We start from the raw sequence: 11,682 nt of genomic DNA on the forward strand, positions 1-11,682 counted from the left end.
CGGTGCGGGCCGTTGCGCTGCGGCAGGCGCGGGGGAAGGTGGCTTCACCGGCTCGGGCTGCAGCAACAGGGCCGGGATGATCTGCTCCTGTGCCGGCGGCCACGTCACCTCATGGCTGCGCGCGATCCAGAGGACCGCGATGCCGTGCAGCACAAGCACGGCGAGCAGCACGAGCGCGAGCCGGCGAGAGCGGCGTCGGCGGGTCTGCGTACGGTCGGTATTCAACGCTTCAGGCGGGGGCGGCAACGTATCCAAGATCGGCGGAAAGCTGTTGTGCGGCCAGCCGCAAGCGCCGCTCCAGCGGCCCGCTCCAACTGGTGTCGAACGTGCTTTGCGCGCCCAGGGCAATCAGGACGAGGCACAGCTGGGCATTCGCATCGAACACCGGCAGCGACATCGCGTTGATGCCCGGCAGCACGCCGCCATGAATGCGCGCGGCGCCATGTGCGCGCACTTCTGCGCAGATGGCGTCGTACGCCTCGAGCGTGCGCGGCAGCTCCGGATCGGCCTCGCGCGCGGCGGCCCGTTCCAGCTCGCGCTGGATGAACGGCAGCGTCTGCGCGCGGGGCAGGTAAGCGCCGAACACGCGGCCGGTGGCCGAATTGAGCATCGGCATGACGTCGCCCAGGCGCAGGCTGACGGTGACCGGGTGGCTGGCTTCTTCCCAATGGACGATGGCCGGCCCCAGGTTGCCCCACACGGCAAGGCCGACGGTGTGGTCGATCTCGTCGCGCAGCGCGGCGGCGGCGGGGCGTGCGCGACGCATCGGGTCTTGCCGGTTCAGGCTCACCAGGCCCATTTCGAGCGCGAAGGGGCCGAGGTCATAACGGCCTTCGGGCGTTTGCGTGACCAGGCCCAGGCGCGCAAAGCTCACCAGGTAGCGGTGCGCCTTGGCGGGGTTCATGGGGGCGGCGCGCGCCAGGTCGCGCAGCATCATCGGGCCGTTGGTGTGCGTGAGCACCTCCAGCAGCCGGAAGCCGACTTCGATGGACTGGATGCCCGAGCGCGCGGGCGCATCCGGTTCGCCATCGGCATCAGGCTCCAGGTCGAGGTCGGTGTCGGCGGGCAGCGTCGGCATGGTCGGGCGTGATGGGTCGGTTCAGCCCAGTTTAGCCGATGCTGGTGTAGCATCCGCGCAGCTTTTCTCTGCACAGACGCCCATGAAACTCGCCACCCTCAAGGATGGCTCGCGCGACGGCCAGCTCGCCGTGGTCTCGCGCGACCTGAAGACCGCTCACTTCGCCACGCACATCGCCGGCACGCTGCAGCGCGTGCTGGACGACTGGGCCTTTTACGCGCCGCAACTGCAGGAACTCTACGCGCAGCTCAACGCGGGCCGCGCGCGCCACCCGTTTGCATTCGACCCCGCCAACTGCATGGCGCCGCTGCCGCGCGCGTACCAGTGGGCCGACGGCTCGGCCTACGTGAACCATGTCGAACTCGTGCGCAAGGCGCGCGGCGCCGAGATGCCACCTGAGTTCTGGACCGACCCGCTGATGTACCAGGGCGGCTCCGATGACCTGGCCGGCCCGCACGACCCCATCGTCTGCCGCAGCGAGGCGTTCGGTATCGACTTCGAGGCCGAGGTGGCCGTCATCACCGGCGACGTGCCGATGGGCGCCGACCCGGCCGCCGCCGGCGAGGCCATCCGCCTGATCGTGCTGGCCAACGATGTGTCGCTGCGCAACCTGATCCCGGCGGAGCTCGCCAAGGGGTTCGGCTTCTTCCAGAGCAAGCCCGCGACGGCGTTTTCGCCCGTGGCGGTGACGCCCGACGAACTCGGCGACGCCTGGCGCGAGCGCAAGGTCCACCTGCCGATGACGGTGCACTGGAACAACAGGAAGGTCGGCCAGCCCGATTGCGGCACCGACATGGTGTTCGACTTTGGCCAGTTGATCGCGCACATCTGCAAGACGCGCAACGTGCGCGCGGGCAGCATCGTCGGCTCGGGCACGATCTCGAACGTGGACCGCAGCAAGGGGTACTGCTGCATCGCCGAGAAGCGCATGCTGGAGACGATCGAAGGGGGCGCACCCACGACCGAATTCATGCGCTACGGCGATACGGTCAAGATCGAGATGTTCGACGCGAACGGCGTGTCGATCTTCGGGGCGATCGACCAGGAGGTCATCGCGCCAGGCACGCAGGCGTAAGCCTTAAGCCGATTCGGGGGCGGCTTTCGCGCGGCGCCCGCGCTTGGCCGGCGCGGAGCCGGTCGTCAAGGCCTGGCCGTGGTAACCGAGGCGCAACGACAAGGCCCGCCCTGCCTCGCGCAGCAGCCGCGAGGGGGCGCCTTCCAGGCTGGAATCGAACACGCTGGACAGCCCCAGCGCCGTAATGGCGCCGGCCAGCTTGCCCTGTGAATCGAGCACCGGCACCGCCACCGAATCGATGCCGTGCACGAGCGTCCCGGCGATCCGCGCCACGCCCTCGTGCCGCACCGTCTGCCAGCGTGCGCGGCAGTTCAGCCAGTCGGTCAGCCCCGCCTTGCCGGCGCCCGGGCCGCGCAGTTCGCGGTCGATGAGCGGGACGATCTGGATTTCCGGCACCCACGCGGCGCAGGCCTGGCCCGTGGCGGAATTCAGCAGCGGCATGACCGAGCCCACCCGCACGTTCACGGTCACGGGGCGGCCGCCGTCTTCCCAGCGCACGATCACGGGGCCGCGGTTCGTCCACACCGACAGGAACACGCTTTCGTTCAGCCGCTCGGCCAGCTTGGGCAGCAGGTTGCTGCCTTCACGCACGAAATCCACGTCGGACAGCGCCGACAGCCCCACCTGCAGCGCCTGCGTGCCGAGCCGGTAGCGGGCGGAGGCGGAATCCTGCTCCACGAAACCCATGCGCTCGAGCGAGACCAGGTAGCGGTGCACCTTCGCGCGCGGCATGCCGAGCTGCCGGCCGAGTTCAGATACGGCATGCGCGCCGCCGGTGCGCGCCATCGCCGAGAGCACCGTCAGCGCAATTTCGGCGGACTGGATGCCGGCGCTGGCGCGTTCGGGCGCGGCGTCTTCCACGGGCGGTTCGTCGGGCGGCAGGCTGTCTTCGATGGCCATCTTGAAGTCTCGGATGTCGCTTTATAAGATACGCGTTACGCAAAAAGATACAAATCGGCGCGGCGGCCTGCGCGCTGAAAGGACCAGGAGACGCCATGAAGCTGTCGATCTTTTCCGTGCAGGACCACTATCCGGACCGGCATCGCAGTCTGCCGCAACTCTACGCAGACGTCATCGGCCAGGCCCGCCACGCAGAGTCGCTCGGCTACGACACCTTCTGGGTGGCCGAGCACCACTTTCACGAGTACGGCGCGGTACCGAACCCGGCGGTCTTTCTCTCGCACCTGGCCGCGCAGACGCAGCGGCTGCGTCTGGGCACCGCCATTTCGATCCTGACGTTTCATCATCCGGCCACGGTGGCCGAGAACTATGCGATGGTCGACGTGCTGTCGGGCGGGCGGCTGTCGCTCGGCGTGGGCTCGGGATACCTGAAGCACGAGTTCGAGGGCTACGACGTCGACCCCGCCGTCAAGCGCGAGCGGTTTGACGAGGCCCTGATGCTGGTGGAGCGGCTGCTCTGCGGCGAGCGCGTGCATCACGAAGGCCAGTTCCACACGCTGCGCGACGTGCGCCTCAATGTGCTGCCGGTGCAGGCCCGCGTGCCGATCCACGTGGCGATCCTGCGGCGCGAGGTGGCGTATCACATCGGCCGGCAGGGGCGGCGCATGCTGTTCGTGCCATACGCGTCGGTGGAGCGCTTCGAAGACATCCGCACGTTGATGGACGACTACCGCCGCGGCCTGGCCGAGGCCGGCATCGCCGATGCGCGCGGCATGGCGGCGGTCGCCCTGCACACGCACGTCGGGCCTACGGAAGCTGCCGTGCGCGCCACCGCGGCCGATGCGTTCGACCTCTACGTCGCCACGCGGCTCTATGCACGCCGGCAGACCTATGACGACGTGCTCGCCAGCGGCCTGTCGCTGTTCGGCACGCCCGATGCGGTGGCCGACAAGCTCGCGCGCTTGTCCGACATGGGCGTCGATCACGTGATGGCGCTGCACAACTTCGGGCTGATGCCGCAGACAGCCGTGCTCGAATCGATGCGCGCGCTGATGGAGGACGCATTGCCGCGCGCCGGCATCGCGGCGCTGGCCGCCTGAACGCCAGCTGCCCGGGCTGGCCCGCATCGCCAAACCGCTGCAAAACCGCTACGCTCTTCGCCAAACCACGGGAGACACCCATGCAGCGACAGGTTGGCGTACTGGTTGGTCTGGCTTTGCTGTCTTGCACCGCGCTGGCGGATATCCGCATCGGCGTGACGGTTTCGGCGACGGGCCCCCAAGCTTCGCTGGGCCTGCCCGAAAAGAACGCCACCACACTGTGGCCACGCGAGATCGGCGGCGAGAAGGTCGACGTGATCGTGCTGGATGACGCGTCCGACACCACGCGCGCCGTCACCAACACGCGCAAGCTGATGAGCGAATCCAACGTCGACGTGATCGTCGGCTCGTCCACCACGCCCAATACGCTGGCGATGATCGATGCGGCGGCCGAGGGCAGGACACCGGTCATCTCGTTGGCCTCGTCCGCCCGGCTGGTCGAGCCGATGGATGCGCGGCGCCGCTGGGTCTTCAAGACGCCGCATTCCGATTCGCACATGGCGTCGCTCATTGCCGAGCACGCCGCCGCGCACGGCGTGAAGACCATCGCGTACATCGGTTTTGCCAACGCGCTGGGCGAGGCGTTTCTGGCCGAGGTGCAGCGCTTTGCCGACCTCAAGCACATCCGCGTGACCGATACCGAGCGCTTCTCGCCCACCGACAACAGCGTGACGGCGCAGGTGCTGCACCTGCTGGCCGGCAAGCCCGATGCGGTGGTGATCGGCGCTTCCGGCACACCCGCCGCTTTGCCGGCCCGCGCGCTGGCCGAGCGCGGCTACACCGGTAAGATCTACTTCAACCACGGCGTCTCGAACAACGATTTCGTCAAGCTGTGCGGCAAGGACTGCGAAGGCGCGTACGTGCCGACCGGGCCCGTGATGGTCGCCGCCGAACTGCCGGATGCCGACCCGGCCAGGAAGCAGGCGCTGGATTTCGCACGCCGTTACGAAGCCGCGTTCGGCAAGGGCAGCGTGTCGATCTTTGCCGCGTACACGGGTGACATCGGCCTGCTGCTGCAGCGCGCCGTGCCCGTGGCGCTCAAGCGCGCCAAGCCGGGCACGCCGGCTTTCCGCGAGGCCCTGCGCGACGCGCTGGAACAGGTGCGCGACCTGCCGACCAGCACCGGCGTCGTCAACATGAGCCCGCAAGACCACGTGGGCCTCGACCAGCGTGCCCGCGTGATGGCGCAGATCCGCCGCGGCCAATGGCACCTGGCCGATCGTCCGAACTGACGATGCCGCGCTTGCCGCGTTGCGCGCGCGAGCGCATCCGCTATGCTTGATCCACACACGCCGATCTCATGACCTCTCTCGCTCCCCGCTTTGCGCGCTACCAGGCGCTCACGCTCGTCCAGCACGGCCCCATCCTCGAGATCGTGATGGGCGCGGCACAGTCGGCCAACCGCAAGCTGTCGACCGCTGACGCCGGCCTGCACCGTGAACTGGCCGAGATCTGGCGCGACGTGTCGGCCGAGCCCTCCGTGCGCGTGGCGCTCATCCGCGGTGAAGGGCTGGGCTTCTCCGCCGGCGGCGACCTTCACCTCGTCGAGCAGATGGCCGAAGACTTCGACGTGCGCACGCGCGTCTGGCACGAAGCGCGCGACCTCGTCTACAACGTCATCAACTGCGACAAGCCCATTGTCAGCGCCATGCACGGACCGGCGGTGGGTGCGGGCCTCGTGGCCGGCTTGCTGGCCGATATTTCCGTCGCCGCCAGGGACGCACGCATCGTGGACGGCCACACCCGCCTGGGCGTGGCGGCGGGCGACCATGCGGCGATCGTGTGGCCGCTGCTGTGCGGCATGGCGAAGGCCAAGTACTACCTGCTGCTGTGCGAATCCCTCAGTGGGGAGGAGGCCGAGCGCATCGGCCTGGTGTCGCTGGCGGTGGACCAGGCGGACCTCGTCAACCGCGCCTTCGAGATCGCGGAGCGCCTGGCCGCCGGTTCGCAGACGGCCATCCGCTGGACCAAGTACGCGCTGAACAACTGGCTGCGCCTGGCCGGCCCGAGTTTTGATACGTCGCTGGCGCTGGAATTCATGGGGTTTGCAGGCCCTGATGTGCGCGAAGGCATTGCGAGCCTGCGCCAGAAGCGTCCACCCACGTTTGATGCGACCTGACACCGATTTCGTAGGAGACACCATGTTCACCCAGATGCCCAACTTTGCCGAAGGCGGTTTCGAATTCCTGCGCAAGCTCTGGGGGGGCGGCTTTGCCGGCATGCCCGGTGCCGGGATGCCCAACATGGCGAGCTTCGCGGCGCCGCCGATGGATCTGGAGGAGCTCGACAAGCGCATTCACGATCTGCGCGCGGTGGAAAGCTGGCTGCAGCTGAATGCGAGCCTGCTGCGCACCGCGATCCAGGGCCTGGAGGTGCAGCGGGCTACGCTGGTTGCGCTGCAGACCTTCGGCGCCGCGCTGTCACCGGAAGCCATGAAGAGCGCGTTCGATGGCTTGACCCCGGCTGCATCGCCGCCGGACGGCGAGCCCAAGCCGACCTGGCCGCACACCGCCGCCACCGCCAAGCCCGCGCAGCCTGAGGCCCCCGCGCCTGAAGACAAGGCCGGAGCCGAGGCGGAAGCCCAAGCCGAAGACACCGACGACGATCAGGCCGAAGCCCGCGCGCAGAGCGCCCGCTCGGCCGAGCATGCCCAGGCCGCGGCACGTGCCGCCGCCGCGGCTCTGGATCCGTCGCCCTGGTGGAACATGCTGCAGCAGCAGTTCAACCAGATCGCCAGCTCCGCGGCTGCGGCCATGCCGATGCCGCAACACTTGATGCCGGGCTTCCCGGGCGGCTTCCCGGGGTTCGGCGGCGCACCCGGCGCGGAAGGGCTCGATACGGCGCCGGAAGACATCGAAGCGCCGTCGGCACCGGCCAAATCGAAGCAGGCGGGCAGCAAGCCGGCGCCGAGGTCGGAGGCCAAGGCGCCCGCGGGCAAGGCGGCAAAGCCGGCTGGCAAAACCGCCGCCAAGAAGGCTCCGGCGAAGGCCGCACCGCGCAAGCCGGCCAACGGCAATTCCTGATCGATGCCGATGTCGCAAGACTGCACCGCGCTCCTGATGATGGGCGGCGGCGCGCGCGCGGCCTATCAGGTGGGCGTGCTGCGCGGGATCGCCGCACTGGCGCGCGAGTACGCGCCCGGCGTGGCCCGCACTCCGTTCGACATCATCTGCGGGACTTCGGCAGGCGCCATCAACAGCCTCGGCCTGGCCCGTGGCGCGCAGGATTTCACGCAGGCCGCGGAAGCGCTCACGCAACTGTGGGGCAACCTGCATGCCGACCGCGTGTATCGCACCGACGTCGGCCGCGTGGGCTCGAGCGGCGCACGCTGGCTCACCGCGCTGGCCTTCGGCTGGATGACGGGCCGCACGCCGCGCGCGCTGTTCGACAACACGCCGCTGCGCGAGCTGCTCGACGCGCAGCACGACGGCCGGCAGGTGCAGGCTGCGTTCGAGGCCGGAGCGCTGCGGGCGCTGGCCATCACGGCGCTGTCGTACACGACGGGGCGCCACGTCACGTTCTATCAGTCTCCGCACGTGGTATTGCCGTGGCGGCGCTCGCAGCGCATTGCGGTCGCGGACCAGATCGGCGTGGCACACATGCTGGCGTCTTCGAGCATCCCGTTCGTGTTTCCGGCCGAGCCGGTGCAGATCGAGGGCAACGATGAATGGTTCGGTGACGGCACGATGCGGCAGATGTCGCCGCTGAGTCCGGCGATCCATCTTGGGGCGAGTCGCATCCTGGTAGTGGGGGCCGCATCGCGTTCGCAGCCGGGGTGGTACGACACGGTCCCGGCGTCTGGCTATCCGTCGCTTGCGCAGATCGCGGGGCAGGCGCTGGCGAGCATCTTCCTCGATGGACTGTCGGCCGACATCGAACGGCTGCAGCACATCAACGCGATGGTCAGCCGCAACCCCGAGATTGCCGACGCGCGCGACGGCTGGCGCAAGATCGAGGTGCTGGTGATGGCGCCGTCCGAGCGCATCGAGTTGATTGCCTTGCGCCACGTGCAGCGCCTGCCGGGCACGGTGCGCGCGCTGCTCAAGCCGCTGGGCGGCACGGAGGCCCGCGGCGCGGCGTTCGCCAGCTACCTGCTGTTCGAGCCCGAGTTCACGCAGGAGCTGATCGCCCTCGGCGAGCGCGACGTGCAGGCGCGCCGCGACGAGCTTGCCGCGTTTCTCTACGGCGCGATGCCCGACACCATGCGAGCGGCGTGATCAGCGCGATGCGCGTGCCGGTTCGGCGAGCAGCGCCTCGATGCGTTTGACGAGGGTCGGGTCGGTCGGCTCAACGCTGCTCGGGAACACGGCGGCCACGCGGCCGTTGCGGTCCAGCAGATATTTGTGGAAATTCCATTTGGGCGGCTGACCCGTCTGCGCCGCCAGCCATGTGTATAGCGGCGACACCCCTGCGCCCACGACGGCGGTCTTGGAAAACATCGGGAATTTCACGCCGTACGTGTTGTAGCAAAAATCGGCGATCTGCTTGCTGTTGCCGGGTTCCTGCTGGAAGTCGTTGGACGGAAAGCCGAGCACGGTCAGCCCTTTGTCGCGGTACCTCGCATACAGCGCTTCCAGCCCTTCGTACTGGTGCGTGTAGCCGCAGTAGCTTGCGGTGTTGACGACCAGCACCACGCGTCCGGCGTACTGGCAGAGGTCTTGGCGGGCGTCGTCCTGCAGCCGGTTGACGCGAAAGTTCAGGCTGGCCGGGCAGGCCGGTGCCGGGTCTTGCGCCGTGGCCGCAGCCGGGGCGGCGTGGCCCGTGCGCGGCAGCAGCAGCGCAATGACGCCGATCGCAATGATGATGGCGATCATCAGCAGCTGGTGCCGGCTCAGCACGCCGGCCATATGCCGCTGCAGGTGACGTCGGCGTGCTGGAACGATGGCGGAATACAACATCTCAGGCCTCCGAAAGCGGCAGTGCGTCGATTGTCTTCAGTCTAGGGTATAACGCCCCGGGGCCGCGGCGGCGGCCGGGCTTCCTATACTGAAGACCTCGCCGGCACCGACCGGCCCGCCCCACACAGGACGACGGCAGCGCATCGTCGATCACATCGCGGCACGCCGCGGGACAGTCGCGCGAAGCGCACGGCGCGCTAAGGGGGTCGCCAAGCCACGCCGCATGCGTGGACGGGCAGGCCTGTTGTGACAAGGAAACGGGCAGACGCAGAACTTTGCTCCGGCAAGCACGAAAAACCGGGGCAGGTCAAGCATGTCTGCTAGAATCCGCCTGCAAATTCAAAGGCTTACCATGCTCTATCCCGAATTGTTCAAGTCGTTGGAAGCGGTCCGCTGGAATATGGAAAAGGATATTCCGTGGGACCAGTTCGACGCGTCGCTGCTGACCGACGCGCAAGCGCAGACCATCAAGATGAACGCCATCACCGAGTGGTCTGCACTGCCCGCCACCGAGATGTTCCTGCGCGACAACCGCCACGACTCCGATTTCTCGGCGTTCATGAGCGTGTGGTTCTTTGAGGAGCAGAAGCACTCGCTGGTGCTGATGGAGTACCTGCGCCGCTTCCGCCCCGAACTCGTGCCGACCGAGGAAGAGCTGCACAACGTGCGCTTCGAATTCGACCCGGCCCCGCCGCTGGAAACGCTGATGTTGCACTTCTGCGGCGAGATCCGCCTGAACCACTGGTACCGCCGCGCGTCCGAATGGCACACCGAGCCGGTCATCAAGGCCATCTACAGGACGCTCTCGCAGGATGAGGCTCGCCACGGCGGCGCGTACCTGCGCTACATGAAGAAGTACCTCACGCAATTTGGCGACAACGCGCGCAGCGCATTCGCCAAGATCGGCGTGCTGATGGCCTCGGCCCGCCGCACGGAAAAGCCGCTGCACCCGACCAACCTGCACGTGAACAAGGCGCTGTTCCCGCAGGACACCGTGCAGTCGCGTCTGCCGAACCCCGACTGGCTGGAGCACTGGCTCGACGAGCAGATCAAGTTCGACGCCGGCTGGGAAAAGAAGGTCATCGAGCGCATCCTGCACAACATGGGCCTGCTGTTCGAGCGCACCTTCGAGACCGTGCAGGATCTGAACCGCTACCGCAAGGAACTGAACGCGCGCCTGCTCGGCTCGACCGAACAAGCGGCCTGATCCTTGCCATTGGCAGCCAGCGGCCCATCGATGCGATGGGCCGTTTTGTTTTCCTCTCCGATTTCGCTCTCGCCATGACCGCTCGCCAGCCCGCGCCCGCCTTTGAACAGAAGATCTGCGACCCCGCCGATGTGGAAGCTCGCGTGGCGGGGCTGCCGCGCCCGCTCGTGTTCACCAATGGCGTGTTCGACATCCTGCATCGCGGGCACGCGACATATCTGGCGCAGGCGCGCGCCCTGGGAGCGTCGCTGGTGGTAGGCGTCAATACCGATGCGTCCGTGCGCATGCTCGGCAAGGGCGACGACCGCCCGCTCAACACGCAGGACGACCGCCTGGCCGTGCTGGCCGCACTCGAATCGGTGAGCCTGGTGGTGCTGTTTGCCGAGCGCACGCCGGTCGAGCTCATCCGCCGCGTACGCCCGGACATCTACGTCAAGGGCGGCGACTACGACATCGATGCGCTGGAAGAAACGCGCGTGGTACGCGGCTGGGGCGGGACGGCGCTGGCGATCCCGTTCGAGCATGATCGCTCCACGACGGCGCTGCTCAAGCGCGTGCGCGCAACGTCCTGAGCCCTCAGCGCGACGCCGTCACCGACGCGCAGGCGCGCAGGTCTTCGGCGCCCAGCGTCTTCTTCAGGTTCGCCAGCTCGGCCGCCACACTGGATGCGGCATCGGCGGTGGCCGTCACGCGCAGCGAGGCCGGTGCGCCAAGCCGCCGGGTTTGCGTCACCACCGCGGTGCGCACGTCCTTGGCGCGCAGTTCGTCCAGCAGTTGCTGCGCCCGCTCCCTGTCGCGGAACAGCCCCAGCGACACCACAAACGTATTGCCTTCCTGCACGATGGCGGAGTCCGTCACGTTGCGGCGCTTGAGCTCGGCGATCTTGCGCTCGGCGTCTTCGCGCGTGTCGCGCGCCGGCATGTGAACCCACCAGCGGTTGTCTTCCTGGCGCGTGATGCGCTCCACCTGCACGCCCGCCATTGGCCTGAGCTGATCGAGGCCGCGCGTGGCCTGTGCGTCGGTCAGGCCGATGAGTTCGGTGCAACTGCCGGCGGTGTCCGCAGCGGCCACGGCCGTACGTTCGATGCTGGCTTGTGCACCCGATGCGGCGGGTGCCGATGCCGCGGGCGCCGATTTGGGTACGCCTGACGACGATGCCGGTGCCGGCTCGAGAATGCGGATGTCTTCGGTGCGGATCTGGCGGCGCATGCGCTCGGGTTCGCGCTCGCTCTCGAACCAGGCCTGCGAGACGTCCGGCCCGAACACGCCGGTGTTGGCTGCCAGCAGAACGCCGTTGACGAGCAGCAGGAGCAGCAGGGCGAGGCGAAGCGTCATGGTGCGTACGGACGGGGATTCAGGCGGTGGTTCGGAATGCAGGAACACGGCGACGGCAACAACGGCAAGACAACGGGGACAGGGCGGCC

General features: G+C 68.1%; 12 protein-coding genes and 1 pseudogene. 8 read left to right on the forward strand and 5 right to left on the reverse strand.

Annotated features, from left to right (window positions below; all coding sequences use genetic code 11):
• Both A6M56_RS11115 and A6M56_RS11120 read right to left on the reverse strand, forming a co-directional pair.
• A pseudogene (locus A6M56_RS11115) lies at positions 1-255 on the reverse strand (DUF3108 domain-containing protein); the annotation flags it as partial.
• Positions 230-1,078 carry an IclR family transcriptional regulator gene (locus A6M56_RS11120; protein WP_045785638.1) on the reverse strand — a complete coding sequence of 283 codons (849 nt, stop codon included), beginning with the start codon at positions 1,076-1,078 and terminating at the stop codon, positions 230-232. The gene A6M56_RS11120 and the pseudogene A6M56_RS11115, both read right to left, overlap by 26 nt.
• An 82-nt stretch (positions 1,079-1,160) precedes the next feature.
• Between A6M56_RS11120 and A6M56_RS11125 the strand changes: the two genes are divergently transcribed.
• Entirely contained in the window at positions 1,161-2,153 is a 993-nt protein-coding gene (locus A6M56_RS11125) for a fumarylacetoacetate hydrolase family protein (protein WP_102080676.1), read from the forward strand.
• Between the two features lie 3 nt (positions 2,154-2,156).
• On the opposite strand, the gene A6M56_RS11130 is transcribed toward A6M56_RS11125, so the two are convergent.
• On the reverse strand, positions 2,157-3,053 hold the full coding sequence (locus A6M56_RS11130) for an IclR family transcriptional regulator (protein ID WP_045785640.1): 897 nt from the start codon (positions 3,051-3,053) through the stop codon (positions 2,157-2,159).
• A gap of 95 nt (positions 3,054-3,148) precedes the next feature.
• Here A6M56_RS11130 and A6M56_RS11135 point away from each other — a divergent pair, with 95 nt between their 5' ends.
• The 5 genes from A6M56_RS11135 (at position 3,149) to A6M56_RS11155 (ending at position 8,370) form a co-directional block, all read left to right on the forward strand.
• Positions 3,149-4,153, forward strand: coding sequence for an LLM class flavin-dependent oxidoreductase (locus A6M56_RS11135; RefSeq protein WP_102080677.1), 1,005 nt, complete (start codon positions 3,149-3,151; stop codon positions 4,151-4,153).
• 80 nt (positions 4,154-4,233) lie between these two features.
• The gene (locus A6M56_RS11140) at positions 4,234-5,385 is read left to right on the forward strand and encodes an ABC transporter substrate-binding protein (RefSeq protein ID WP_102080678.1); all 1,152 of its coding nucleotides are present in this window, start codon (positions 4,234-4,236) and stop codon (positions 5,383-5,385) included.
• Between the two features lie 68 nt (positions 5,386-5,453).
• Positions 5,454-6,272: an enoyl-CoA hydratase/isomerase family protein gene (locus A6M56_RS11145; protein ID WP_045785643.1), complete on the forward strand. Its 819-nt coding sequence runs from the start codon at positions 5,454-5,456 to the stop codon at positions 6,270-6,272.
• A gap of 22 nt (positions 6,273-6,294) precedes the next feature.
• The gene (locus A6M56_RS11150; protein WP_102080679.1) at positions 6,295-7,176 is read left to right on the forward strand and encodes a PhaM family polyhydroxyalkanoate granule multifunctional regulatory protein; all 882 of its coding nucleotides are present in this window, start codon (positions 6,295-6,297) and stop codon (positions 7,174-7,176) included.
• 9 nt (positions 7,177-7,185) lie between these two features.
• Entirely contained in the window at positions 7,186-8,370 is a 1,185-nt protein-coding gene (locus tag A6M56_RS11155; protein WP_045787745.1) for a patatin-like phospholipase family protein, read from the forward strand.
• On the opposite strand, the gene A6M56_RS11160 is transcribed toward A6M56_RS11155, so the two are convergent.
• Positions 8,371-9,051, reverse strand: coding sequence for a glutathione peroxidase (locus A6M56_RS11160; protein WP_102080680.1), 681 nt, complete (start codon positions 9,049-9,051; stop codon positions 8,371-8,373).
• A gap of 352 nt (positions 9,052-9,403) precedes the next feature.
• Here A6M56_RS11160 and A6M56_RS11165 point away from each other — a divergent pair, with 352 nt between their 5' ends.
• Complete coding sequence (locus A6M56_RS11165; RefSeq protein WP_045785646.1) at positions 9,404-10,258, forward strand: ferritin family protein; 855 nt, start codon at positions 9,404-9,406, stop codon at positions 10,256-10,258.
• A gap of 74 nt (positions 10,259-10,332) precedes the next feature.
• Positions 10,333-10,830 carry a D-glycero-beta-D-manno-heptose 1-phosphate adenylyltransferase gene (rfaE2, locus tag A6M56_RS11170; RefSeq protein WP_045787746.1) on the forward strand — a complete coding sequence of 166 codons (498 nt, stop codon included), beginning with the start codon at positions 10,333-10,335 and terminating at the stop codon, positions 10,828-10,830.
• Positions 10,831-10,834: 4 nt separating this feature from the next.
• On the opposite strand, the gene A6M56_RS11175 is transcribed toward rfaE2, so the two are convergent.
• On the reverse strand, positions 10,835-11,593 hold the full coding sequence (locus A6M56_RS11175) for an SPOR domain-containing protein (RefSeq protein WP_062738672.1): 759 nt from the start codon (positions 11,591-11,593) through the stop codon (positions 10,835-10,837).
• Positions 11,594-11,682 lie beyond the last annotated feature (89 nt).

The sequence above is a fragment of the Ralstonia sp. RL genome (assembly GCF_001683835.1).
Classification (GTDB): Bacteria; Pseudomonadota; Gammaproteobacteria; order Burkholderiales; family Burkholderiaceae; genus Ralstonia; species Ralstonia mannitolilytica.